26 protein-coding genes are annotated in these 25,721 nt (G+C 40.2%); 12 read left to right on the top strand and 14 right to left on the bottom strand.

Annotated elements, in window-relative coordinates:
• Positions 1 to 21 precede the first annotated feature (21 nt).
• The 12 genes from pseI to ID47_RS09070 all read right to left on the bottom strand — a co-directional run bounded on the left by pseI (position 22) and on the right by ID47_RS09070 (position 12,539).
• Positions 22 to 1,020, bottom strand: a complete 999-nt coding sequence (gene pseI, locus ID47_RS09125) for a pseudaminic acid synthase (RefSeq protein ID WP_038465790.1) — start codon at positions 1,018 to 1,020, stop codon at positions 22 to 24.
• Positions 1,013 to 1,693, bottom strand: coding sequence for a PIG-L deacetylase family protein (locus ID47_RS09120; RefSeq protein WP_084676003.1), 681 nt, complete (start codon positions 1,691 to 1,693; stop codon positions 1,013 to 1,015). The genes pseI and ID47_RS09120 overlap by 8 nt, the downstream gene beginning before the upstream one ends.
• Positions 1,690 to 2,370: a formyl transferase gene (locus ID47_RS09115; RefSeq protein WP_038465786.1), complete on the bottom strand. Its 681-nt coding sequence runs from the start codon at positions 2,368 to 2,370 to the stop codon at positions 1,690 to 1,692. Before ID47_RS09115 ends, ID47_RS09120 begins: the two co-directional genes overlap by 4 nt.
• The gene (gene pseG / locus ID47_RS12035; protein WP_051908797.1) at positions 2,360 to 3,751 is read right to left on the bottom strand and encodes a UDP-2,4-diacetamido-2,4,6-trideoxy-beta-L-altropyranose hydrolase; all 1,392 of its coding nucleotides are present in this window, start codon (positions 3,749 to 3,751) and stop codon (positions 2,360 to 2,362) included. Before pseG ends, ID47_RS09115 begins: the two co-directional genes overlap by 11 nt.
• 1 nt (position 3,752) lies before the next feature.
• Positions 3,753 to 5,777, bottom strand: a complete 2,025-nt coding sequence (locus ID47_RS12485) for an aminotransferase class III-fold pyridoxal phosphate-dependent enzyme (RefSeq protein WP_038465784.1) — start codon at positions 5,775 to 5,777, stop codon at positions 3,753 to 3,755.
• The gene (locus tag ID47_RS09100) at positions 5,774 to 6,625 is read right to left on the bottom strand and encodes an aldo/keto reductase (RefSeq protein WP_038465782.1); all 852 of its coding nucleotides are present in this window, start codon (positions 6,623 to 6,625) and stop codon (positions 5,774 to 5,776) included. Before ID47_RS09100 ends, ID47_RS12485 begins: the two co-directional genes overlap by 4 nt.
• On the bottom strand, positions 6,618 to 7,781 hold the full coding sequence (gene pseC / locus ID47_RS09095) for a UDP-4-amino-4,6-dideoxy-N-acetyl-beta-L-altrosamine transaminase (protein WP_038465781.1): 1,164 nt from the start codon (positions 7,779 to 7,781) through the stop codon (positions 6,618 to 6,620). Before pseC ends, ID47_RS09100 begins: the two co-directional genes overlap by 8 nt.
• Positions 7,778 to 8,794 (bottom strand): UDP-N-acetylglucosamine 4,6-dehydratase (inverting), encoded by a 1,017-nt coding sequence (gene pseB / locus ID47_RS09090; protein ID WP_038465778.1) that lies wholly within the window; start codon positions 8,792 to 8,794, stop codon positions 7,778 to 7,780. Before pseB ends, pseC begins: the two co-directional genes overlap by 4 nt.
• Entirely contained in the window at positions 8,787 to 10,556 is a 1,770-nt protein-coding gene (locus ID47_RS09085; protein WP_051908796.1) for an ABC transporter ATP-binding protein, read from the bottom strand. The genes pseB and ID47_RS09085 overlap by 8 nt, the downstream gene beginning before the upstream one ends.
• A gap of 12 nt (positions 10,557 to 10,568) precedes the next feature.
• Positions 10,569 to 11,378, bottom strand: a complete 810-nt coding sequence (locus ID47_RS09080) for a class I SAM-dependent methyltransferase (RefSeq protein ID WP_051908795.1) — start codon at positions 11,376 to 11,378, stop codon at positions 10,569 to 10,571.
• A gap of 73 nt (positions 11,379 to 11,451) precedes the next feature.
• Positions 11,452 to 11,952 (bottom strand): transcription termination/antitermination protein NusG, encoded by a 501-nt coding sequence (nusG, locus tag ID47_RS09075; RefSeq protein ID WP_038465772.1) that lies wholly within the window; start codon positions 11,950 to 11,952, stop codon positions 11,452 to 11,454.
• On the bottom strand, positions 11,949 to 12,539 hold the full coding sequence (locus tag ID47_RS09070; RefSeq protein ID WP_038465770.1) for a winged helix-turn-helix transcriptional regulator: 591 nt from the start codon (positions 12,537 to 12,539) through the stop codon (positions 11,949 to 11,951). The genes nusG and ID47_RS09070 overlap by 4 nt, the downstream gene beginning before the upstream one ends.
• A gap of 326 nt (positions 12,540 to 12,865) precedes the next feature.
• Between ID47_RS09070 and ID47_RS13025 the strand changes: the two genes are divergently transcribed.
• Positions 12,866 to 13,108, top strand: a complete 243-nt coding sequence (locus tag ID47_RS13025) for a hypothetical protein (RefSeq protein WP_156956725.1) — start codon at positions 12,866 to 12,868, stop codon at positions 13,106 to 13,108.
• Here ID47_RS13025 and ID47_RS12025 read toward each other — a convergent pair.
• Positions 13,053 to 13,469: a flagellar assembly protein FliX gene (locus ID47_RS12025; protein ID WP_051908794.1), complete on the bottom strand. Its 417-nt coding sequence runs from the start codon at positions 13,467 to 13,469 to the stop codon at positions 13,053 to 13,055. The genes ID47_RS13025 and ID47_RS12025 overlap by 56 nt on opposite strands.
• A 151-nt stretch (positions 13,470 to 13,620) precedes the next feature.
• Between ID47_RS12025 and rpmH the strand changes: the two genes are divergently transcribed.
• The 6 genes from rpmH (at position 13,621) to ID47_RS13020 (ending at position 17,490) form a co-directional block, all read left to right on the top strand.
• Entirely contained in the window at positions 13,621 to 13,755 is a 135-nt protein-coding gene (gene rpmH, locus ID47_RS09060) for a 50S ribosomal protein L34 (RefSeq protein ID WP_010300405.1), read from the top strand.
• A gap of 15 nt (positions 13,756 to 13,770) precedes the next feature.
• Positions 13,771 to 14,124, top strand: coding sequence for a ribonuclease P protein component (gene rnpA, locus ID47_RS09055; RefSeq protein WP_038465765.1), 354 nt, complete (start codon positions 13,771 to 13,773; stop codon positions 14,122 to 14,124).
• On the top strand, positions 14,121 to 14,378 hold the full coding sequence (yidD, locus tag ID47_RS09050) for a membrane protein insertion efficiency factor YidD (protein ID WP_038465763.1): 258 nt from the start codon (positions 14,121 to 14,123) through the stop codon (positions 14,376 to 14,378). The genes rnpA and yidD overlap by 4 nt, the downstream gene beginning before the upstream one ends.
• Entirely contained in the window at positions 14,375 to 16,063 is a 1,689-nt protein-coding gene (yidC, locus tag ID47_RS09045; protein ID WP_038465759.1) for a membrane protein insertase YidC, read from the top strand. The genes yidD and yidC overlap by 4 nt, the downstream gene beginning before the upstream one ends.
• Complete coding sequence (yihA, locus tag ID47_RS09040) at positions 16,060 to 16,722, top strand: ribosome biogenesis GTP-binding protein YihA/YsxC (RefSeq protein ID WP_038465756.1); 663 nt, start codon at positions 16,060 to 16,062, stop codon at positions 16,720 to 16,722. Before yidC ends, yihA begins: the two co-directional genes overlap by 4 nt.
• Positions 16,723 to 17,340: 618 nt before the next feature.
• Positions 17,341 to 17,490 (top strand): hypothetical protein, encoded by a 150-nt coding sequence (locus ID47_RS13020; RefSeq protein ID WP_156956724.1) that lies wholly within the window; start codon positions 17,341 to 17,343, stop codon positions 17,488 to 17,490.
• 151 nt (positions 17,491 to 17,641) lie between these two features.
• Here the strand turns inward: ID47_RS13020 and ID47_RS09035 are convergent, their stop codons facing one another.
• A complete protein-coding gene (locus ID47_RS09035) occupies positions 17,642 to 19,489 on the bottom strand; it encodes a hypothetical protein (protein ID WP_038465754.1) in 1,848 nt (615 codons plus the stop codon).
• Positions 19,490 to 20,445: 956 nt separating this feature from the next.
• On the opposite strand from ID47_RS09035, the gene ID47_RS09030 reads away from it, so the two are divergent.
• Genes ID47_RS09030 through ID47_RS09010 form a run of 5 tightly spaced genes read left to right on the top strand, consistent with a single transcriptional unit; the run spans position 20,446 to position 25,721 of the window.
• Entirely contained in the window at positions 20,446 to 21,144 is a 699-nt protein-coding gene (locus tag ID47_RS09030; protein WP_051908793.1) for a metal ABC transporter ATP-binding protein, read from the top strand.
• Positions 21,137 to 21,976 (top strand): metal ABC transporter permease, encoded by an 840-nt coding sequence (locus ID47_RS09025; protein WP_038465752.1) that lies wholly within the window; start codon positions 21,137 to 21,139, stop codon positions 21,974 to 21,976. Before ID47_RS09030 ends, ID47_RS09025 begins: the two co-directional genes overlap by 8 nt.
• A 48-nt stretch (positions 21,977 to 22,024) precedes the next feature.
• The gene (hemC, locus tag ID47_RS09020; protein ID WP_038465751.1) at positions 22,025 to 22,897 is read left to right on the top strand and encodes a hydroxymethylbilane synthase; all 873 of its coding nucleotides are present in this window, start codon (positions 22,025 to 22,027) and stop codon (positions 22,895 to 22,897) included.
• The gene (locus tag ID47_RS09015; RefSeq protein ID WP_038465748.1) at positions 22,894 to 24,390 is read left to right on the top strand and encodes a uroporphyrinogen-III synthase; all 1,497 of its coding nucleotides are present in this window, start codon (positions 22,894 to 22,896) and stop codon (positions 24,388 to 24,390) included. The genes hemC and ID47_RS09015 overlap by 4 nt, the downstream gene beginning before the upstream one ends.
• Positions 24,387 to 25,721, top strand: coding sequence for a heme biosynthesis protein HemY (locus ID47_RS09010; RefSeq protein WP_038465746.1), 1,335 nt, complete (start codon positions 24,387 to 24,389; stop codon positions 25,719 to 25,721). Before ID47_RS09015 ends, ID47_RS09010 begins: the two co-directional genes overlap by 4 nt.

Here is a 25,721-nt window from a genome sequence, read left to right as displayed (position 1 = left end):
TTAATATTAGGGTTGCCAAAGTTAATTAGAAATGGGTGCCCCTAATTGATAATAATTTTTTGATTTCTTCCCTAAAATCTCTGGGAAATGTTTGGGAGCAGCACCATAGCCTGGTCGGATAATTCTGATATTTTCCTTCGTAAACTCTTCTCCTTCAGCAATATCTTTCACTGCATAAATACTGCGACGGAAAGCCATATTTTTACGTTCAGAATCACTGCGTTGGTAATTAATAGCCCCCAATGCTAAGGCTGCATCACGTGTCGTCTCGCATAGTAATTTTAGTTCTTCTGGCTCTAATGAAAAGGCTGAATCGACGCCACCATCCGATCGTTTTAAGGTGACATGCTTTTCAATCACTGTGGCTCCCAAAGCTACGGCAGCAATGGAAATAGTCGTCCCCATTGTATGATCAGAAAGACCAATTTTGCAGTTTGGGAATTTTGCCTTTAGATCAACCATGGTCGCAAGGTTACAGTTTTCAACAGGGGCTGGATATTCGCTGACACAATGCAACAACGTTAGATCTGTGCACCCATTTTTCAGCGCGACGTCCACTGCTTCGCTAATTTCTTCAAGAGAAGCCATGCCGGTTGACATAATCATCGGTTTTTTAAGACGTGCAACGTAAGCAATTAAGGGATGATGAACTAATTCAAAAGAAGCTATTTTATAAATTGGTGCGTCAAGTGATTCTAGAAAATCAACGGCTGTTTCATCAAACGGTGTGGAAAAAATTGTGATGCCAAGTTTTTTCGCATAATCAAATAATTGAGGATGCCACTCCCAAGGTGTTTGAGCTTCTTGATAAAGATCATAAAGCTTATAACCAGCCCAGAGGCCGCCTTTAATTAAGAAATCATCTTTGTCACAATCTATCGTCATTGTATTAGCTGTATAGGTTTGCAATTTAACAGCATCAGCTCCAGCCTTTTTGGCCGCTTCAATGACTTGGAAAGCGCGATTAATATCGCCGTTGTGATTGCCAGAAAGTTCGGCAATAATATAAGGTTTAGGCATTTATTACTCTCCTTAGTGTTATAAAAGCCTCAGCATAAGGTAAGTTTGCTGTTGCTCCTCTAACTTGATTTAATGCGATAATATTTTCTATAGACCGAGCATGGGGAAAAGAGCGTAATTCATCTTTATAGCAGTTCAATAGTTCTTTTTTTTGATCAATCCAATCGGTAATATTCACAAATGTATCTGGTTTAAAGGGAGCAGCCCCAAAATTCCACTCGGTACTTGAGGGAACTTCAAAACCATATATTTCCTTTACAAAAGATTTACTGCCTGGTCGGGTAGCAGTAATGACGGCTTTGTACGTCATTACATGATCAACATTTAAGTCATGGGGACAGTGAGTATAAATAATATCAGGAGCTGTTTTTATAATTTCTGATTCCAGAGATTGAGTCATTGATAGCAGTGACACTGTATCCATCTGATTGTCAGGAAAGTCAAAAAGTTTGTATTGGGCGGGGTTAATAAATTTTAAGGCTGCTTGATAACCTTGAGCCCGGGCCAATTTTTCTTCCGAAGACGCTGAAATTCTTGCATTAATTCCGTCGGTCATCCAAATAAGAGAAATATTATCGCCATTCTCTTTATGTTTTAAAATAGTTCCACCACATCCTAATACTTCATCATCCGGATGGGCTGCGATTATGAGTATTTTTCTTTGTTTCATCATGATTTTTGGGTAATTCTCACTTTTGCAATCAATTCTTCGCCTTCTAATTGACTATCTGTAAATTCTAAGTGTAAATTTCCATAATTTATAAAGGCCTTTGGATAGGAATCAGCATCTAACATTCTGATCTGATTATAGACATGGGCCAAATTTTTGTCAGTTGCAATTGCGTTATCACTTTCTTTACGACGTTTGAAGACAGTAGCCTCACCAAGCTGAGGAATTGGGTCTGGGTTGTTTTTAACAATCTCAATCATCATATCGGCTATTACTTTTGCAGAATTTTCAAAAATTTCTTGAGCATTGCCATTGAGGGAAAGAGGAGTTTTCATATAGACGGGACCTGCATCTACTTCCTCCACCATTTTCAAGGCAGAAATCTTTGTGTCGATATGGCCGCGAATAATTAAATTTTGTATAGGGCTACCCCCTCGTCCATAAGGAACATCGGATGAATGAAAGCAAACACATGTAAATGTATTAACTATCTCTGATGGAACAATCCAGCTCCAATGAGGAAAGAATATATATTTAGGATTAAGCTTTGTTAACAGCTCAATCGTAAGGTCATCGGGGTGATTGATGAACGTCCAATCCTTAAAATCTGTTTCTTTGCGTCGGTTATATTCATCAATGTGCCAATCTTTAATCGTGGCGATAACATAATTATTCCGCATAGTAATAATATCCTAAACCTAATTCTTTGAATCCTGCTTTTTTAAAGGATTTATGAGATGCGATATTTCCTTTATTAACAAATGCCCGAATTGGATGAATTGATCCATATTTTTTTACGAGTTCTAAAGCTGCGGTACCGATCCCTTTACCCCAATAACTCGGCAATATATACCAACTTAATTCATATTCCTGAGTAGAGTTTATAGTTAAAGACACAGCTCCTATATCTTTTCCTTCATGGACTAAAATCAAATATGGTTCACTTGTTTTTTTTAGTCTTTTAATAAACCATTCCTTATGTTCACCATAAGATGGTGCTGAGGGATTATTAAAAAATTTTCGAATTTCTTTTAGTTGTTGCCAACTGTAAACGAGATCTAAATCCTCTAACTGAGCTTTACGTAACTGAAGTTTCTTTTCTATTTCTAAGGTGTGATCGATGAGAAGGCTCATCAGATTAGCAAAGTTATCTCGTTGAATTATGTGGGCTGATTGGTGAAACAGATTTTGTAATTCGTCTTTATCAAAGTTAAGAGTTAATTCTTTAAGTTGGCCCTTACGCGTTAAGTGATTGTAAATGATTGCTTGGTTACCAGCCGTTTGTATTAAGACGGATGGCAAACCTAAGTACAATCTTTCCCATACCCCACTGCCTGCGGCTCCAATACATAAATCAGCTTCATACATCAATTGAGGCATATCCGCATTTGTATGGATGGTAACTTTGTTCGGTAAACTATCTGCAAATTGCGTGACACTTTCTAAGTTTTCAGAGGAAAACCCGAGGACGATGTCAATTGCCCCTGAAAAACCGGATTGTTGAATCATCTCTAAAGCTTGGAGCGTAAAGTTCTTTGGATCACTCCCCCCCATCGTAATTAAAATACGCTTAATGTCCTTTGTGCTTTGCCTTTTTGCAAGAGCTTTGTCGCGCAAATCTCGGATTTCTTTGCGTAAAAGAACATAATCAATACCTGTCAAAATTTTGCAGGAAGAAGGAACAAGGGATCGGTAGTCTTCTTCGAGGCGGCCATAAGTTTGATCAAGCAAAATATCACAGTCATGAGGTCGATTTGCTAAATCATCAATTACTATGATTTTTTTTGAAAAAGGCCTGAGCTGACTCTCGTAAGACGCATCTATATCGTAATGATCAATGACCAATAAATCACAAGCTTGAGGCGATGCTTCAAAAATAGAGGGATCAAGGCGAGGGAATCGGCTTAAAATTTTGATAAACTTATAGCTTTCGGCAGAGGTAATGATTTGACACTCCCATCCTCGGGCAATGAGTTCATCAGCAATAACGCAACTCCGTATGACATGGCCGGCACCTATAAGTAGAGAAGCTTCAAATCTGAAGAAAGCTTTCTTTGCCATCTCATCTCACTTTAAATAACGGTTTAATGGTTGGGTTCACAAGTAGATTGGACATTTCATTTTTATGGACAGCTCGGGACAAAATTTCAGCTGTTTGTTTAAAAGCGGCGACAATTTTATCTTGATCTAGGATTGTATGAGCAAAATTAATGTTAAACGATCCGTTAATTAAGATGCCGCGTTTGGTCATCTCTTGGATAAATAAGGTTTTAATATCAAAACTGGTATAGGAATCTATATCTTTGTAAGAAAGAATGCGCCATGGGTCTAATCCGAGGATCCCAATAACGTCATTTAAATCGTGATCATTAATAATTGTTTGAATTTGAGTGGCTAACTCTTTTCCAAATGACCAGAGTTGATCAGTGACATCTTCTTTTTCAATCTTATCGATCGTAGCAATAGCAGCTGCTATAGACAGGGCTTCACCCCCAAAAGTACCGGAGAAGAAAATTTCTTCCATTTCCTTCATAATATCAGTGCATCCAACAATTGCAGAAATCGGCATACCATTACCCATAGCTTTGCCAAAACAGGATAAGTGTGGCGTAACACCGAAATACTGTTGGGCTCCTCCTAAGGCAAAACGAAATCCCGTGATAATTTCGTCCAAAATAAAAACCGAACCATGTGTTTCACAAAGATCTTTAACCCCTTGCAGATAACCAGCTGCTGGCATTGTTGTATTACAAGGTTCCATAATAACAGCAGCGTATTCTTTTGTTTTTAAGAGTGTTTCAAGCTGATTCAAGTCATTATAGGGAACAGGAGAGGTTAAACCACAAACGGCTTTTGGAACACCTTTATTGCGCGTTGTCGATCCAATGTACCAATCTTGCCATCCATGATAGCCACACGTCGCTATTTTATCACGACCAGTGTAAGCGCGCGCGAGCCGAATGGCAGCAGAAGTAACATCGGTGCCATTTTTACCAAAACGTATTTTTTCTGCTGACGGGATAATAGAGCATAATTTTTCAGCTAATTGAATTTCGAGCTCGGTTGATAAGCTAAATGAGATACCCTTTTGTAATTGATGTTGAATTGCAAAATTTACATCAGGGTCATTGTAACCTAAGACATTCGGCAGTAAGCCACTGACAAGATCAATATATTCATTGCCATCGACATCCCAAACTCGACTCCCTTGGCCGTGAGTTAAGAATAGAGGGGAGGTTTTTTCGGGGTATTGAATATAAGCTTTACTAAACGTCTGGGATCCTAAAGGAATAGTTTTTAAAGCGCGTTGCAATAATTCCTGAGATTTACTGACATCGGTGCAATAGATTTCTTCTTCTGTAAGGGACTTAGCAAAGCCTTCATTGCGGATATAAGCGGGTTGTTTCACGTCGCGATGTTTTTTAATTGTTTCAATAATATCATAGGTCGTTGGATTATCTTTACTTAAAGAAAGTAATTGGTCGATATAATTTAAGTCATCGCGCGAATCAACTGTCCATCGATAATTTTGCAAGCCAGGGATAGGTGAAGGAATATTCATTACCTTAAATTTATAGTGATTGTTGCGAATATACGGCGTTACATGCTCGCGATCACTTGGACGGTGGGCTTCCTTATAAGCATGTTCTAAGGCAGCAAACGTAAAAGCCTCACAATCAAGACCATCTGGCCAAGTTGCGGGCAAAATGTTGCTGGCATAATCAGCGCCACAGTGGGCTACAAGATGCAGGACCTGTCCGGCAAGATTTTGATCAAGCAGAGGACAGTCTGCTGTGATGCGGACCACGATAGCGGCTTTATTAGCCTTTGCTGCGTCATAAAATCTTTTTAGGACATCGGTTTCGTCCCCTCTAAAGCAATTGACTTTGTTTGTAGCACACCAGTTCTGTATAGCATTATCAGCGTCTAAAGTTGATGTTGTAACAATCACTTCATCAATGGTGGGAATTTGCGTTGCCTTTTCCACCACATAGTGTAACAAAGCTTTACCCTTTAAAGAGGCTAACACTTTACCTGGGAAACGGGTAGAACCCATACGGGCTTGAATAATAGCAACTTTTTTCATGATTGTTTCCAATTCCTGGGGTCAATAAGGGGATGGTGGTTATTTTTGAAAAATGAAAAATCGGGCGCTTCTTGGTTATCCACTTCTAACGCAGTTGTTAAAATTTCTGTGAGGTGGCTGGCGGACATAAGACCTACAACCCATTTTGTAATGAGTTTTTGCTTCAAAGCCCAACACAGAATAGCGCTTAATTCATTTTTGAATCCCTGGCTTTGGTGCCTAAATTGTTTTATCTGATCTGAAAGGCTATATAAATGGGACGGTAAGTTTTGACTTAATAAGATACCTTGTAAGAATAAAGATCTTGCGTGTGCTTCAATGCTATTAGATTGGATAAAGTCTCGAACCTTATCTGCTAGAAACGCTTGATTAAGGGGGTTTAATGGCACTTGAATCAAAGACGGCATATAAATGTCTGAAAACTTGAATAATTCATCCGGCGTGTAAACAGAAATACCGACATGCTTAACATTTGCTTCTGCTTTGAGCCGATTGACAAAGTTTTGAAAATCATGCTTTTCAATATGATCAAGATGCTGAGGATCGTGAATAAGAACGCCATAAATGGAATCAATATTGAGATGGTCTCGCAGTTGATTAAGCTGTTTTATAACGTGATTTTTATCCGAAAGAACGCTAAATTTTGTAACGATATCGGCATCCGCTAAATTTTTGAAGGCTGGTGATAGGTCGCCATAAGCTGTTGCTGTATCAAATGTAGTAATATTGTTTTGGTTAGCAACCTTCAAAATCTTATCAATTTCAGGGGTTGGTAAAGCATGCCCCGAAGAAAAGACGCCATAAGGCCGAGAAAAATTGGCTGTTCCTATAGCAAATCGATTAGGCATGATTTAAAACTGCCTCGATCACAGCATCTTGTTGATCCTGCGTTAACCCAGCATAGAGTGGCAAGCTTAAACAGCTGGCGTAGTATGCTTCTGCTCCTGGTAAGTTGACCTCTCCATAGAGTTTTTTATAATAAGGCTGGTGATATAAAGGAATATAATGAACTTGTGTGCCGATTCCTTTATCTTTCAACTGCTTCATGAAATCCGCCCGAGACAGGCCTAATTGTGCAAAATCCATCAGTACAATATAGAGGTGCCAGGCTGTTCTTGAGGTTGGCAGCTTAGTCAAGGTAGTGATAGTAGAGGAGAGGGCAAATGCTCTATCGTACTGGGCAACCAGGGCCCTACGCTTCGCAATAAAAGATTCTAATTTCTTTAATTGGCTGCTGCCCAGGGCACAATTGATATCACTGATTCGATAATTATAGCCTAACTCTTGCATTTCATAATACCAAGGGCCTGTTTCAACGCCTTGCCATTGAGATGCCTCTCGGACCATTCCATGGCTGCGTAACAATTTTAATTTCGCAGCAATCTGAGAATCTTGGGTGGTTATAGCGCCCCCTTCACCCATGGCAATGGTTTTGACAGGATGAAACGAAAATGTCGTGAGGTCTGAGAAGCTATTAGCACCAATGAAATGGTCTTGGCCAGTGCTATCTGTGTAGATTGTGCCCAGGGCATGCGCCGCATCCTCGATGAGCCATAATCCATGCTGACGACTGATTTCATGAATTTTTTCAAGATCTTCACATTGGCCAGCTAAGTGGACATTGACAACCGCTTTAAGATTTTTATCTTTATGGGCCGTAATGGCTACTTTTAAGGTTTCGGGTGTCATCAGGCCGGTCTTAGGATCAACGTCAACAAAGACAACATCGGCACCCACATAACGTGCAGCATTTGCGGACGCGAGAAAGGTGATGGCAGGCACTAAAACGACATCATTGACGCCGATATTAAGGGCTAACATAGCGAGGTGCAGCGCTGTTGTTCCATTCGAACAAGAAACAACATGGTTTGCCCCTACCTGAGTAGCGAGTTCAGCTTCAAAGGTCTCAACAATTGGCCCGCAAGTCAGCCAATCGCCTTGTAAGACCTCGATAACGTGATCAATATCTTGTTGATCTATATGATGACGACCGTATGGAATCATGAGTTAGGAATCATTGAGTTTAATTGGTCTAAAGTTAGCCATTCGTCATTGGTTTCGCTAGAGTAAACTAAGCGCTTGCCAACAGGTTGATATTTAAGGTCACAAGGCCAATCTGATAACTTATAGGTGGCGGGCAAAACAACATAACGATCAGGGAGCTCAACGCTTTGCAAAGCTTCGTCCGAGGTTAGCATACACTCATGAAGTTTCTCGCCAGGGCGAATGCCTATGATATGAGTTTTTGTGCCTGGCTTCAAGGCATCTGCAAGATCAATAATCTTCATGCTTGGAATCCGTGGAATGAAAATTTCCCCCCCTGCCATTAAGGCAATGCTGGAAAGGACAAAGTCAACGCCTTGAGGCAATGTAATCCAGAAACGAGTCATGTCGGCATCTGTGATTGGAAGCGATGTTGCTCCTTCCTCAAGTAGGCGTTTAAAGAAAGGAACAACACTGCCTCGAGATCCCACCACATTCCCATAACGGACTGCTGAAAAAATAGTTGGGTCATCTCCCCGAATATTGTTTGCAGCAATAAAAATCTTTTCTGCGGCTAATTTGCTGGCGCCATAGAGGTTGATAGGGCTAACGGCTTTATCTGTTGATAGAGCAAGAACTTTTTTAACGCCGCACTTTAGGGCTGCACGAACGATGTTTTCTGCCCCAATAACGTTGGTATGGATACATTCATAGGGGTTATACTCAGCAATGGGAACATGTTTGAGGGCTGCAGCATGGACAACCAGATCGATGCCTCGAAAGGCCATTTCCAAACGGTTGTAATCTCTTACATCCCCAATAAAATATCGCATGAAGGGATATTTTGATTCAGGGAATTTCTGCGCCATTTCATACTGTTTGAGCTCATCGCGGGAAAAAATGATCAGTTTTTTAGGATGATACCGGTCAATAATCGTTTGTACAAATTGATGACCGAAAGACCCTGTTCCCCCCGTGACGAGGATGGTTTTATTGTCTAAGTCAGGTTTTTTAATCAGAAAATTTTTAAGCATAAGTTTTCTCTTCTTTGGGGGATTTAATTAAATCTTTATAGTTAACAATTCTTTCAAGGCAACCTTTGTTCATCATCAAAATACGATCACACTCTTTCAGTGTGGTAAGGCGATGGGCGATCATAATGACAGTGCGGTCTTGGCTTAGTTTATTAATAGTTTCCATGAGTTTTTCTTCGGTTTCATTATCAAGAGCTGAGGTGGCCTCATCAAAAATCAAAATTTCTGGGTTGCGATAAAGGGCTCGGGCAATGGCAATACGCTGACGTTCTCCCCCTGATAAACGAACACCTCGTTCTCCGACCATTGTTTTAATCCCATCTGGTAGTTTATTGATAAACTTCGTCAATTGAGCCGCCTCAATTGCCAGGATTAGAGTGTCTTGATTAATAGTGGTTTCCCCAAAGGCAATATTGTTTTCGACCGTATCATCTAAGAGATAAAGTGTTTGAGGAACATACCCTATTTTTTGATGCCATTGCACAGAAGTAGCCGGAAAAATTTCATCAATAAGCACGGAGCCAGTTTGAGGAATCAATAAACCTAAGAGTGTGTCAACCACAGTCGATTTTCCGGATCCTGTCTCCCCAACAATACCAATGCATTCACCCTTTTTAATTTCAAAATTAATATTCTGTAAAGCGTTGTTTTTTGTATTGAGATATTTAAAACTGACATCTTTAAAGGTAATGGTTTTATTGAAATGGAATGTGGGTATATTTTTATAATTCTGAGACTGAGCAATGGTCGTATATTCGTTATAAACACGCTCGATTGAGGGAATACTCGATTTAAAGAGATTCAATTGATTAATGATACGATTTAGCCCAGGCATTAAACGAAAGCCTGCATACAGATAACCGCCTAAGACACCCATCATTTGAGAGGGGCGATCGTGTTCTAAAGCTAAAATGGCTATGGCGACGACAAATAAACCAACAAACATAACTTCAATAATGATGCGGGGAAGAGCATTAAAAGAGGTTTGTAAAGCTTGGACCTGGGCTTTTTTGAAGGCTTGAGTGTCATAAGCTTTGATAAATTGCTCTCGTTTGCCTAAAAGGATAATTTCTTTAAAAGCATGGAAAAATTGGAATAAAGTTTGAAAGCCGATGAGGGAGGCTTGTTGCAACTGCTGACCAAATTTATAGAACTTTGGTAAGATAACTTTTGTAAGCAATAACCCAATTAAGCTGGCTAGGGCAAAGATGATAACTGCTAATGCTGGATTTATGTACACAATAAGACTGATAAGAATACAAAAGACAATAGATTCTGAAGCAATACTAGCAATGGCGCTCGTTCCTGAACTAAACATGAGTTCTGTGTCGCTTCCCACGACTTGGACGCCGAGCGAGGAATTACGGGTGAGGTAGAAACCGTAATCCGCTTCAATGTATTTATTGAGGAGCTTGGTTTTGAAATTATAGCACATGCGTTGGATCGAAAAATTTTGAAAAAATATCTCAATAGCGGCAAATGAATTTTTTACACAATAGATGCCTCCGACGGCGACAGCAAAATAGAGAATGGTTCTACTGTGGCTCAACTCTGTTGTCATTCCTACTTTGTGGAGATAAGTTACCCCAATTTCTGGCTGACTCAATACTTGAGCGAAAACAACAATTAAAGAGGCTGTTATGACCTCGAAAAAGGAAGAAATAACAGCAAAAATTGCAATCCAGAGGGCTTTAATTTTTTCCGGTCGACTCAAAAGCAGCCTTAACTTTTTAAGAGCGGATAGGATGGAAGGGGAGGACATTATTTATGTTTTCTAGTTTTTTCGTTTAAAGACAAATTCATTGCACCCTAAGCCGCCAGCACATGTCTTAAGATAGTGTAATTCAAAATTGTGCTTTTTGAAAAACTCAAAGACTTCTTCAGGTTTTGCAACCTCAAAAGGATAGCCCCCCACCCAGTCAATAAGGTCATAATAAGCCGACATACCTCGATTGTTTTTTGCATAATTGATCCAGGTTTTAAAGGGATTGCCGGTTTTTAAAAAGTCTTTTGCAAAGGTGATACTCCATTGCCTGAAGAGTGTATAAAACTCAAGAGTTTTTTTCATTATACAGCCAGATTGGTTATATTTTCTTTTAATAGATATCCATCTTTTAGATGGATCTCCTTGATCATTATAAATAGAAATAAAGAGGGTTCCGGCTGGGTTCACTAATTTTTCTGTATTTTCAAACGCCTTATACATATTACCTGTATGGTGCAAGACGCCCCAAGAATAGACAATATCGTATGTTCCCACTTTCTTAATTAAATCATCACCTAGAATAGAGCCTTGAAAAACTTCCCAAGGGGAATCAGGGGCATACGTATCACGTAGATATTTGGTACAACCAACTGAATTTTCATCATAATCAAAAGATTTTACAGTGGCGCCAAGTCTATAGGCAGCTAAACTAAATAAGCCGCTCCCCGAGCCCACATCCAGAAAAGTTTTGCCAGCCAGTGAATCAACACCTAAATATGATTTTAAGCTGTTTATGGCCTCTTGAACTCGAGATTCATCAAGGTGTTGAAGAAAACTTGCCCAGTTTTTACCAAATCCAAATCGTAATTCTTGTGTCATGTTTTTTCCAATGCTACCGCACTCCGGGTGAACGTTTCCAGAGATAGATTCTAAAGTTTAAAGAGAGCAAAGCTTATGCCGCTTCGATCATCTGTGTTGGAAGACCAAGCTGAAGTTGGCGTCCCATAAATTCAATTAACAGCTGAGCTCTCTGGTGGTCAGATAATGCAATAATGGTTGCATTATATCCTTCAAGAGCTCCGTCTACAATACGTACTTTGTTGCCGGGTGTAAATAATGATAATGTCTCTACTGGCACAAATCCTGAGGTCGTTTCCCGGTCTTTCAGATCGTTGATAATTCGCCCCGGCAGGCAAATAGGCTTATTATTGTTTGTTAAGAGATGAACAATACCGCGCGTGCCGTTAATGCATCGCCATGGCATTTCATCTGGATTGAAGGCAACAAAAATGTAACGGGGGAACAAGGGCATTATAATTTCATCTGTTCGTCGAGCATGACGACGAGTTTTTAAAAATTTTGGGTAATAAACCTCAAAGCCTTGTTGCATTAATTCTTGGGCTGCCAACAGCTCTTTTTGTGGGTGGGTATGGACAACAAACCATTGTTTCATAATAGGCTCTCCTTTGGCGCTCGGGTAATGTGGAGCAATGGTATAGTTATTAAGTGGTGAGGGTGAATCAATTTTTCAAGACTCTCGTAAGCTCCGTATGGGTCAAGGATGTCCGTGATCATGACGGCATCAAAATTTGAAAAATCGGCTTTTATACCTACGATTTTTAATGTAAGTGTGCTTCCTTGAGCAACAAGCATCATGATATCCGATAGATCACCATGTCCCACAAGAGCGACGGAAGTCCACTGGTTATGCTGACAGAGGGTGACAACATCTTCGCATTGTTGTCGGGCATCCCGAAAAAAGGACAAAGATCGTGATAAATAGTCTCGAACCATAGAACCTTTTTCTTTTAAACCAGCCGGCGTAATGAAATATTTAATGCGCCGGGGGGATACTTGAGCAGCTCTAAGCCATCCTTTGGCGATAAAACGTTTAAGGTATTGATTCATTAATCCTAAAGCAATGTTAAGCTCTCGCGCTAGGTTACGCTGAGTAAAAGTCGGATTACGCTCAATCTCACTTAAAAGATGAACGAAAACTTTTTGTTCAGTATCTTCTCGGGTCTCTTGAAATGCTGCCACTATAATTGACTTATTTTTTGTTCATGAACAGAACATAACATTATAAGGAATGTGCGTCAATGGATCAGGTTTTAGGGGAAAGATGAATGTCTTCTGGGCACAAGCCAACCAATTCTTCTGCGAATGAAACGGTAATAAGGGTATGTACCGACTCTTGAAAACAGGTTGGTTTTAAAAACTTTCAAAATTAACTTTTAAATAAAATCGATAGGAGTTCTCTCAGATGGGATAGCTATTTTTTAGTCTTGAATGAATATTTTTTCCCCCTTCATTAAGCATTCTTTAAAGGCTGTGAAGACATAATAACAGTCTGAGGAGATATTATTATGAAATACAGCATCATTCCATACAGCGTGTTGGCAAGTTGTCTGTTAACACTTAGTCAGGCACAGGACTCAAGCCAACCGGAGCCCCAGCAAGAAGAAGCAACCTCGTGTTCACCGCAAGAGCAACGGTGTGGATCCACGCTCTCTCTCCAAAAGGGACGACAGCAATGGCAGGATCAACAGACTACTAAACGCCAAGTTTCGCCAGTTCCACCGCCGCGCGAGTTTCGATCTCCCGAATAAGATTTTCAAGGTCAGGATCAATTTCAAGCTGTGGACGGTTTTCTAAAATCTTTATTAATTGGATTAAATCATCTTTGGGTATAGTTCCAGCCACAAGGCTGATGCGAATTTTATCCAATTGATCCAGAAGATCATTGCCATAAACAACCACTTTTTTCTGGTTACTTTGACGGTGATTATCATCAAAAAAAAGGGATGAAAGAGCTGTTACCGAAAATGTTTGATAAGTTTCGCCAGTAGGGGCTGTAGAGTGGGATTCCTTAGCATTAAACTTTGTAGAGTTTTTTTCTTTTGCCTGTGTTGAGGAAGTTTTAAGGGTATTAATGGGGGAAGGTGCATTAATTTTAGAGGTCGTAACCATGGGAAAACTCAGTAATATAGGTTGTAAAATCAATTTTACATAATTTTTTTGAATAAAGAATCTTGATTTTTAATCTCAAAATTGGTTATAAACAGACAACTGTGTTTAATAGCGCGCACTGGGGTGCGTGCCAAAAATAAGGATTGAGACCGTGAAAAGAACATATCAACCCAGTAAACTCGTTCGCAAGCGTCGCCATGGATTCCGCGCCAGAATGGCAACTGTTGGCGGTCGTAAAGTTATTGCGGCACGTCGTGCCAGAGGCCGTAAGCGTCTTTCTGCTTAAGAAAGCGTTGGTATTATGGAACGACGTTTAAAGAAACGTCGAGAGTTTTTAAGAGTCGCCCAGGAAGGTATTTATGGTTCTGCGGCGACTCTTGTTGTGCAACTAATGCTTGCCGACTCTGACTCTTCGCCAGCTAGTATTGGGGTCGGATTTACGGCAAGTCGTCGTGTTGGGGGGGCTGTACGCCGCAATCGAGCAAAAAGAAGACTGCGTGAAGCAGTTCGGCGTCTTATTCCTCTCTTAGATCTTCCTATGTGTGACATTGTTGTAATCGCCAAGTCAGCGACTGTAGATGCACCTTTTGACTACTTATTGCGTGACTTAAAATATGCAATTACCAAATGTCTGAAAGAAATATCCTCTCTATGATAGCTAAATTTCTTATTATGCTTGTGCATGGATACCGCTGGTTGATTTCACCTTACTTAAGGCCACGGTGTCGCTTTGAGCCGACCTGTTCTGCGTATGCCGTGCATGCTTTGCAGCATCATGGCTTAAAACAGGGCCTTTACTTAATTGCGCGTCGTTTAATGCGCTGCCATCCTATAGAAAAACTCGGTGGAAGTTTCGGCTATGATCCGGTACCTCAGCCTCAATCTTCAACTTTCGGAGAGCGTTCATGAATGAACAAAAAAACGTCATTATAGCATTTCTTCTTAGCATGGCAGTTTTGCTTGGCTATAACTATTTTGTGGAAACACCTAAAGCCAAGCATCAAGCAGAAATTGCAAAACAAGTTGCAGCTTCTACGCCCGTTGATACGCCTAAAGTGGAAGACTTAGTGGGCCGAGACCAAGCCCTGGTAGGGAACCGGGTTAAGATTAAAGCCCCAAAAGTTAATGGTTCCATTAATCTTATAGGATCACGTTTTGATGATGTGACGTTGGCAGATTACCATGAGACGACAAATTCAAATAGTCCTGAGATTGTCTTACTGTCCCCAAAAAAATCAAAGCAAGCCTATTTTGCTGATTTTGGTTGGATTAGCGGTGCAAGTCAACCAATGCCTACGACAGAAACAGTTTGGACAGCCTCTAATTCTGAATTGACGGATACTCAACCTGTGGTTTTAACATGGAACAATGGTCAAGGGCTGCACTTTACACGGACGATCAGTATCGATGATCAATATATGTTTACAGTATCTGATAAAGTCGAAAATAAGACTGCTAATCCCTTTAAAGTTAATGCATATGGGCAAATCACCCGTCTAGGCAAACCAAAAACCGGCGGATATTATATTTTGCATGAAGGACCTATTGGCGTCCTGAATGGTAAGTTGGTTGAAATTGACTATGACAAATTAAAAGACAAAGGTGTTGAGGAGTATACCAGTACAGGTGGATGGTTAGGTATTACTGACAAGTATTGGCTGGTGAGCTTAATCCCGGATCAGAAAACCACCTATCAAACAAAATTTAGAGAACAAACACTGAATGGTGTAGATCGCTTTATGACGGAAACTATTTCTCCGGAATATGAAATTGCAGCTGGCCAATCCCTTGAGGTGTCTCAGCACCTTTTTGCGGGGGCAAAGAATTTACGAATTCTGGATGCTTACGAGTCAAAGCTTGGGTTTGACAAGTTTGATTTGGCTGTTGATTTTGGTATTTTTTACTTCTTAACCAAGCCACTCTTCTATGTTTTAGAATATTTAAATAAGCTCTTAGGTAACATTGGGGTGGCCATTTTGTTGTTGACCGTTATCTTTAAAGTTGCGATGTTCCCGCTTGCTAATAAGTCCTATCGTTCTATGTCCCGCATGAAGACACTGCAACCCAAAATGGAAGCCTTGAAGCAACGGTATGGTGCCGATAAAATGCGCCTTAATCAAGAATTGATGGAACTTTATAAGAAAGAAAAAATTAATCCAATGGCTGGATGTTTGCCCATGGTGATTCAAGCCCCAGTTTTCTTCTGTTTATATAAGGTTTTATTCGTGACTTTGGAAATGCGTCATGCCCCCTTTTATGGTTGGATTCATGACCTCTCAGCGCCAGATCCCACCAGTGTTTTCAATCTTTTTGGATTGTTACCATTTACACCTCCAAGTTTCCTAATGATTGGTGCTTGGCCGTTAATCATGGGGGCGACCATGTTATTACAACAAAAATTAAGCCCCCAACCAGCTGATTCTGCTCAGGCTAAAGCCATGATGATTATGCCTGTAATGATGACAATCCTATTGGCCAACTTCCCGGCTGGTTTGGTGATTTACTGGGCCTGGAACAATGTTCTGTCGATTGGTCAACAATGGTGGATTATGCGTCTGGAAGACCAGCGTACAACCGTAAAGGCAGCTTCATGAGTGAGTCACCATTGACAAATCTTGATGGTTCTTATACCGCTGACGCCCTGGAATACGGGCGTTGGTTATTTGCTCAATCTTGCGATTTTATCCGCGGTGTGCAAATGTTGGCGGATTTAGTAGATTTTGAAGTGCCTGAAATTGCCTTTGCCGGGCGATCCAATGTTGGTAAGTCCAGTTTGATTAATGCTCTCACAGGCCGTAAAACTTTAGCGCGGACATCCAATACACCCGGGCGAACTCAGCAATTGAATTTTTTTGACTTGGGAGGACGTCTATACTTGGTCGATATGCCAGGCTATGGGTATGCTGAAGTCCCTAAAACGGTTGTTGCAGAATGGCGCAAATTAATCGACGTTTATCTCCGGGGCCGTCCGACCCTACAAAGGGCCTATGTTTTACTAGATTCTCGTGTAGATATCAAAAAGCATGATATTGAAATTATGGCCCAGCTTGATAAAGCTGCCGTGTCTTACCAAATTGTTTTGACAAAATGTGACAAAGTTGGGGTTACGCAGCTCCAGCAAATTAAGTCGCAGGTGGAAGCTTTATTGCAGAAGCATCCGGCGGCTCATCCTAAAGTTATGGCGACGAGCTCTGCCAAAGGGATGGGTATCGAAGAGTTACGGGCAGAAATAGCGCATTTTGGACGTCTATAGATTATCAATACTTCACTAAATATAAAATGATTTAGCGTCCTAAAAGCTGTCTAATGCAGTTCTGGTTTCGATGTAAAATTTCTTAAGACCGTTCTTTATTTCATTTCTTAAAGATAATAAGGCGATGAGATAAATGGGTGCCAAAGTGCGAAAGCTCCTTTCAGTTTACTCTGTCTCCCCGAGGCCGAAAATTTATAAAGCCTAATTTTAAATTATTCTCTAAGAATACTAAAGATATAAAGGAGTAACTGAGATGGAGGAGGGCTCTTAAACCGACCCATCTGTTTTTCTGTTAAACGTGTGAACAGAGGAGAAACTTCAATAGGATTATTAAACCTTTTATGGCAAGCATGCTCAATTGTTTTCAATATTTTATAACTTTCATGTCTAGATCATTACTCTTGGCGCGTACTTCAACCCTTTTAAAAGCTCCTTAAAAAAGCGTGATGTAGCCTTTCCATTTTTCGAGGGGGGACTAGAGTATCGAGTTTATAGCCATCTTGATTAATTGCGTGCCATAACCCCTAGTAGTGTCCCCCTTTCATTCTCAAGTAAACCTCATCAATGTCATTTATTACCGCATTGAGGTTGGCATTTCCTTAAATTAGATGTATAAAGATGACTAAACTTATAGACCCACGTGCTGCTGATTTCATGACTGATATGAAGGTCTTCATAGCTCAAAGTTTGAGAAGCCTCTCTGAAGCTGTTATTGAGGCGATAATAAATCCTTACCGCATGGCTCAAATCTTACTTAGAAATTTATAACTTTTCTAAGTAGCTGACTGAGAGGGCATATTCCATCTCTCTTTTATTGTTACCCTAAGCTTACCATATTCCCTTCAATAAGTTGACAATACTTACCGTAGCTTTTCAGTCAAGTTTTAACCTTTATAGCTTATAAAGGTTAAGCTGTTTCTTAATCTTCTACCTTTGAAGATCTTCTCTTTCTTTTTTTTAGCCTCTCTTTTTTAGCTATATTTTTATCTGCTTTTGACATTAATTCATCTGCTGCTAATTTTTCATCTCTTTCTAATAATTTCGCCTCTTGTTCGTCAGCGGAACGCCTTTGTTTCCATCCCTCAATATCTTTTTTATTATATAGGAGAACTTGTACACATTGTGATCCAACAGCCAAGGATTGTTTTCTTTTTTGTTTTAAGGAAAGAGGAAGTGCATCCCACTCAATTTTTTTATCCTCTTTTATATTCTCCTTTTCTTTCCAATCGCTTTCTCGTAATTTTTGATCGCGCGGGGACAAGCTTAAGAACTTCTGTGATACATTAAATTTAGGATGAAATATCAATGAAATATTATATGCTTCCGGATAGCCACACATTTGACATACAACTGGATCCTCGCTTTCTACTTCTGTAACAAGTTCCCATCCAAAGTGTGGGATAACCAATTGTTTCCAATGCCGTTTCCATTTCGGCTGAACTTGAGAAGGAAAAGTAATTTGATACCAGCAGGATAATTCCCAATTCGTGTCGCGCAGATAAGAAATAAGTGTTTTAAAGTTTTCACGATCGCTTTCTGACATTTCAAAGGCTAGGATATCCCCCTTTTTACTTGATCTCATTTTTCTCCCTTCTAAGGTATATCTATTTTCTATAAATGCTTGGCCCAGCCATTTACTTAGTTCTAATCCGCTCTTGCTCTTGGCCCAGAACCTTTCCTTTTCTTTTTCATCGGTAAATTCCTTGGCTGCAAATTCTAATACCTTCTTCTGAATATCCTTATAAACCATGTTTTCATAGTTTTTTTTGATTCGGGTGGCTTCTATAACTGTACCCGCAGGATAAGAAGAATTATAACGCCTTCTTGCGGCTATCTTGTAGGAGAGACTTATGTTATTTGGTAAAAGGGTGCGATGTATTGTTAATATTTTTTCACATTCATTACATACATCCCACCAGCTAAAAGCTTCTACAGTAAGGCTTCCTGAGGAGATATTATTTAATTTAGGTAGTAAGGTAGGAAGGAATTGATGTCGAAAAAAGAGATCATAATAAAATTCTGCATGCAGTTCGTTCTCTCTTCCTCTAAATTCTTTCTCTAAATTTCTCTCTTTTTTACCTTTATAGAGATGTTTTTGTATCCATGAAGCGCGAATTATTTTTATATTTAAGTTTGAAAAGAAAAGTTTATTGACGTGTTTAACCGTTTTCTCCCAAACATTATGGATTCCTCCGCTCACAAAAACACATACTTCTTTTTTAGGGGTCACAAAATAACTTTTCTCTTCTATAATTAGGCCATCTACTTGTTTCGTTTTTAACTTATAATATGGAAGGAAAATACTTGCAGTTTGATCAATATTTCTTAAATAAGCATTTGCCAGAAATTTTATACGTGTACCTACAGTGATAATATGATGAAAATCGAAGTAAGCGGTTTCCTCCCTTGGAATTTCTTCATCATCACTAACTTCTTTTAAGGAAGAATTTCTTGTTGAGGATATACTTTCTTCTTCTGTATTTTTGAGGGTTTTTGATTCTTCTTTGTCGCTTTCTATTTTTAGCAATAAAGCTTCAGAGGAGCTAGAGCGCTCTAGTTGATAATCTTCAGGTGCCTCCATGGCATATGCACCCATAAAATTGTCGGGGTTGAAATAAGTAAGAGAAAAAAACAGGGAAAAAAGCTTAAAAAGAGTAAGATGGTGTTTACATGTGCTTAAGAAATAAAGTCTTCTTGAGCTAAAAAAGTTGCCCTTGTATTTTTTAATTGTTTCTAGGATAAGAAAGAATTGCTTTAAATTCTGCATTATACGTTCCTCAATAAATATCATGGAAGAATAGATGACCGATTATTACTTATGGGGCTCTTTAATCTTTATGTAGCTCCTTCAATCCTTACACTCTTCCAATCTTCTAACTGGAAAAAGGGTAAGAAGAAGTAGTATGATCACTTCTCTAATTGCTCAGAGAATAAAGATTAAAAACAAGAAGAACCTAATAATTCCCCTTCCTTCTCGCAACATGAAAAGCGAAATAAATTTTACTTATACTAGATGGAATATCTTTAATTTAACTGTCTTCTCTATAACCACAATTTCTATGGGCCTTTGTGTGGTTAGCTTAATTATCCACCAAACAGGTTATTATATCTTCTGAGATACTTTCTAAGAGTTGTGAACTGCTGAAAAAAACTAAACTCATGGCAGGCTGCTGTTAATTTACCTGTTATGAAGTAAAAGTTTCTTAAAGATCTTCTTTATTTCGTTTTATAGACGCAGTAAGGCTTTGAGATGAGGGATGCCCTTACCATACTTCTCTCAAGAAGGTGACTCTACCGACTCAATACATTATAATTCTCAGTAATTCTCACAAACGACCATTTTTAAGATAAATTTTTTATATATTAAAACTACGGATGGGCGTGGCCCAGCCACTATAAGTTCCTCACCACGTGAATATTTTTTGAGAGTGAGTCAGGAGGGTATCTGCTTTAAGTATAAGCTGATAATACCTTTTTAGCCGATAAGAGAGTGATTTTTTTGACTCAAATTCTATCTCAAATCATTGATCTAAAATTCTTAGTTTTTGGGTAAGAATCGGTATATCACTTGACTTTTAGCGTCAGGAAGCATACTTGTTAAATATAGACAGGGAGATCGAAAAATGAAGAACCCATTATTTTCAGGTGCTCTAGAGCGTGTACTAATTGTTTCTTTACCGCTTGTGGGCTTGTGGGTTGGCGTCATCGCGTTAGGATAGCTGCTTGCCTCAACTTACCACAATTGATATTAAGTCTCATTCGTATGGCACGATCCGGGCTTTGGAGGCGTGCCAATTTTCTATTAATGAAAAAGATTTAATTGCCATTATTGGCCCCAATGGGGGTGGCAAAAGCACCTTAATTAAAATAATAGCAGGGTTATTCCTTCCGACCAGGGGGGCAATTAACCACCAGAAGTTGCAACCCTTAGATATTGCTTATTTAGCCCAAAGAACAGAAATTGATCGCACTTTCCCCATTAGAGTGGAAGACGTCATTGCGATGGGATTGTGGCCAAAAACTGGTGGCGGCCGAGGCCTTTGTGCGGCTGATCATCAGCGGATTCATGAGATTCTTGTAAAGGTGGGATTATCAGGATATGAAAAACGGTCAATTTCTCAATTAAGTGGGGGGCAACTCCAGCGTATGTTTTTTGGCCGCGTGATGGCACAGGATGCTAAACTTATTTTATTAGATGAACCTTTTACCGGAATTGATCAGCCAACAGTAAGTCATTTGCTAAAATTAATCCGGGAATGGCACGCCGATGGTAAAACGGTTGTGGCTGTATTACATGATATTCCGATTGTTCGCCAAGTATTTCCGTTGACTGCGCTGGTGGCGCGCTCTTTGATAGCCTATGGTCCCACAGCCGACGTTTTAACCCTTGAGACGCTAACAAAGGCAACCTTTGATGTATGAAATCTTTATTGATCCTTTTGTCGAATATGTCTTTATGCGCCGCGCCTTATTGGCCTGTCTGGCTATTTCTTTGAGTTGCGGCCCCTTAGGGGTTTTGTTGGTTCTGCGACGTATGAGTTTGATGGGGGACGCTCTTTCTCATGCCATCTTGCCAGGAATTGCGATGGGGTACTTAATCTCTGGTTTATGGCTACCAGGGTTAAGTTTGGGAGGGGCGATGGCGGGCTTATTGGTGGCAGCGGCCAGTGGATTTGTAACTCGACGAACCATTTTGCATGAGGATGCTAGTTTTACGGGATTCTATTTGATTGCTTTAGCCTTGGGGGTTCTCATCCTTTCCGTTAAGGGTGGTAATATGAACTTAACGCATTTTCTATTCGGGAGCGTGTTAGCTGTTGATCATCCAACAATGATGTATATTGTTGGTGTGACGACTATTTCTCTTATTACGCTTGCCACCATTTACCGCCCGCTCGTTTATGAATGTTTCGATCCAACCTTTGTGCGCTTGTTAGGCTCAAGGGAAGGAAAATATCATGCCCTTTTTATGGTCTTAGTTGTCATTAATCTGGTGGGTGCCTGCCAGGCGTTGGGAACTTTAATGGCACTGGGAATTATGATGTTACCCGCCATTACCGCCCGCTTAATTTCAACTCAAGTTTGGTCCACAGCCTTGCGCTCTATGATCATTGCGGCAATTTGTAGCTACCTGGGCTTAATCTTATCTTTCCAATTTAATTGGCCTTCTGGTCCTACAATTATTTTACTGTGCGGAATCATATATTTGGTGGTCCTGACGGTAACAACACTAAAAAGCCATAGCCTTGCTTAGCATTCCATGTTAGCATCGCCCCATATACGCCTTAAATTTTAGGATTCTATGGGTTGTTTACGGTTAGGAACTAGGGGAAGCCCTCTTGCGCTTAAGCAAGCGGAGATAGCAAGGAAACAATTGGCTGCTGTCGGAGTTGAGAGGATGGAAACCATCATTATTACCACGACGGGTGACAGAATTGTCGATAAACCGCTGTATGATATTGGGGGCAAGGGGTTATTTGCAAAGGAATTGCAACAGGCTCTTTTAGAAGAAAAGATTGATATTGCCGTTCATTCCCTTAAAGATATGGAGTGGCATTTCCCGGCGGGATTGCAGCTTACTGCTGTGTTAGAACGAGAGGACCCTCGAGACTGTTTTATTTCATTAAATCATTCTCATTATCATGATTTACCACCAAATTCTGTTATTGGGACATGTTCTCCCCGCCGTGTTTCCCAATTGCATTATCGCCTTCCAACAGTTCTGACTATACCGCTGCGCGGGAATGTTCAAACTCGATTGCAACGCCTCGAGGAAATGGGATTAGATGGTATTATTTTAGCGGTGGCCGGATTGAAAAGATTGGACTTAACTCATAGAATTACAATGTATCTGGAACCAGAGTTTATGATTCCATCAGCAGGTCAAGGGGTGATTGCCCTGGAAAGCCGAATTAATGATCATCAGACGAATGAAATTTTGCGTCAAATAAACCATCCACCGACTTGGGAGTGTATTACAGCAGAGAAGGCTGTGCTCGCCCACATTAATGGAAGCTGTCACACCGCGATCGGCGTATATGCACAGCGATCTGATGATGGTATACTATTTATGAGAGCTGTTTTAGAATATGATGGACGAGTGAGACTCGCAAGCGGTGAGGGGGCTGACCCCTATGAACTCGCCAACCAAGTAGCAAGGAGCCTTTTGACGTGACGTATGTTTTACTCACCCGACCAGAAGAAGATTGCCAAGAATTAAAAACAAAATTAATAGTCCCTACAATCTCCTCTCCTCTTTTAAAAGTAACACAAAAGGTTAAAAGGATTACTTTGCCAGAGGGAGTAACGGACTTAATTGCAACATCGGCGCGGGTTTTTGAGATGATCACCAATATCAAATCAATGGTGGCAACTCCTGTGTGGTGTGTGGGGGAGGCAACAGCTGCGGCGGCAAAAGCAGCAGGATTTAATACAATTTTTCAGGTCAATCGGTCTGCCCAAGAGATTTTAGAACGCATTGTCAATGAATGTCCTAAAGAATCATCACACTTTGCCCATATTGGAGGGTCAGTGGTTCATGTGGATTTGGCCGAAGCACTGGTCAAACTAGGGTTTAAAGCTGACAGGATCATTATTTATGAAACTGAAGCTGCCCAGAGTTTGTCCCCAGAGGCAGAAACTATCATGCAAGCGGGACTTGTCCAGCAAATACCGTTTTTTTCTCTCAGAACGGCTGAGGTTTTTATTGATATTGCTAAAAAAAGTGAATGGGCTGATAAGTTAGGGCGGGTTACAGCCTTGGCTCACAGTGAAGCAATTGCGCGGAGCTTGCGACAAATCAGCTGGAAAGAAGTTATTGTTGTGCCAGATCTATCGGCTCAACGCATTGTTGATTATTATAAGCGACCAGGGGATCCTTCTATGAAACAGATACCTTTTATCGGACAACTTTTAGCGACAGCTGCTGTTGCTGCTATTATTTCGATGTTAACTGTTTCTTTGTGGCCAGTGCCATCTCCTCAAGATTTACTCCCCTCAGTAACCTCGAATGATTTGCAGGCCCTTACAGAAGAGGTGGCATCCGTTAAAGAAAAAATTAAATCAACTTCTGAGATAGAAGAAAAAATCCAATATCTGACCGAAACTATGGCACAATTGCAAAAAGAGATTGCTGACCAAAAGACTGAAAAATCTGAAGCGCCACCTATTATAGAGGCACCCAAACCCGCAGAACCTAGTGCGCCACCTATCGTAAAAGATTCAATGGATAGTTTTAGAAATCTCCAGCAGGAGCTAACAACAGGTTCAGTGCGGGCAAGTACAGTTATTGAAGTAAATAAGCACTTGCCAGCTGATCAGCAATTACCGCGGTCTGTAATTTCAATTCGGGATTTGTTGGATCAGCTTCAAGTATTGCCGGAATTAAAACGAGAAATTAATCTCGAAGTAGAGAATTCGCTATGGCAAAAAGCGATAAACTCTATGGGGCTAAAGGTGCGAAAAACAGAACCTACTCCCTTAAAAGATCAAGCAATCAATGGATTAAAAAGATTAGACTTTAGTTTTTTGGAAGCATTAGATGCAGTACCCCTTCCTGGTGATTGGGCGCTGTGGGTTAAAGAGTGTCATCAAACTAAAAATGTTCTTAATGTTGTTTCTACACACTTAAATCAGAATTCGTCCACGACGGCGGGAGATTATAAATGAAAAGAGCATGGTTAAGTCTATTATTTTTAATTCTTAAACTCGCTTTGGCTGGAATTCTGGTGGCGGTTGCCTATTATTTGCCGGGAGAGGGAAATACACAGCTGCGTTTTGTGGATTATATTATTGATATTAAAACAGGCGCTTTGGCTGCGGGATGTGTTGCTGTTATTATCTTAACTTTTTATGTATTCAAATTTTTGGCTTGGGTAAAACAATTGCCAGTAAAGCTGAAACAACAGTTACAAGAACGGCGGTTACGTCGTGCTAAAGAATGTCTCTTAGAATCTTATATAGCGATGTCTTCAGGCGAGTTAGATGTCGCCCTTGATATGGCCACGAAATCAAAAGGGTTAGATAAGGCCGATGTCTTTCATGATATTTTCGAAGCTCAAGCCTTATTTATGGCGGGAGAATTTGAACAGGCAGAATTAAAGTTTGATAAGTTACGGCATTGTAAAAAAACAAAATTCCTGGGGCTCCGCGGTCTTATTTCGATGCGCAAAAAGCAGAATAGACAGGAGGAAACCCGCCTTTTGTTGATCGAAGCATTGAAAGATCGTCCCCATTCGGTGTGGGTATTAAAGGAACTGTTGGACCATAATTTAAAACATCTTGAATTTGATAAAGCCAATACAGTGGTTGAACAGTTACGGATTACCGGCCATTTGGATAAGCAAAAATCCCATCGATATCAGGCTTTAGTTGCTTGGTTGCGGGCTTTACAGGCAAAGCGATCCGGCGATCAAAGTGCTTTTGAAACGTATGCCCACCAAAGTCTAAAATTAGATCCAAAATTAACAGCAGCTACTCTAGAACTGGCTCAGTATTATCAGGGTCAGGGACAGTCATCAAAATGTATTAAAACCCTAGAGCGAGGGTATGAAAATTTACCGCATCTTGATTACTTAGGGGTGTTCCAGGCTGTTTTTAGTCAAGAGACTACTCTTGATCAATATCGTCTTGTTGAAAATATTATTGGCAAGAAATTGGACCATCGCGCCTCCCATGTTATTTTAGCAACCCTGGCGATAGCAGCTAAGTTATGGGGGCAGGCCCGGTTACACATCAATATTCTTAATGAACGACCCACTCAACTTGTCTATAGTTTGCTCGCTGATTTAGAACGAGCAGAGCATCCTAACCATTCGCAAACCATTTCCGATTATCTTAAACTTGCTGTTCAAGGAATGCCTGAAGGTGAATGGGTGTGCCATAACTGCCACACTACTCAACTTTCGTGGAATGTTTTTTGCCCTAGCTGCCAAGCATTCGATCAAATTACATGGGAAACTCAAGCTATGCCAACTTCTTCGATAGCATTGATCAAATAA

The sequence above is a fragment of the Candidatus Paracaedibacter acanthamoebae genome, from assembly GCF_000742835.1.
Classification (GTDB): Bacteria; Pseudomonadota; Alphaproteobacteria; order Paracaedibacterales; family Paracaedibacteraceae; genus Paracaedibacter; species Paracaedibacter acanthamoebae.
This window is presented reverse-complemented; position numbering and strand designations above follow the sequence as displayed.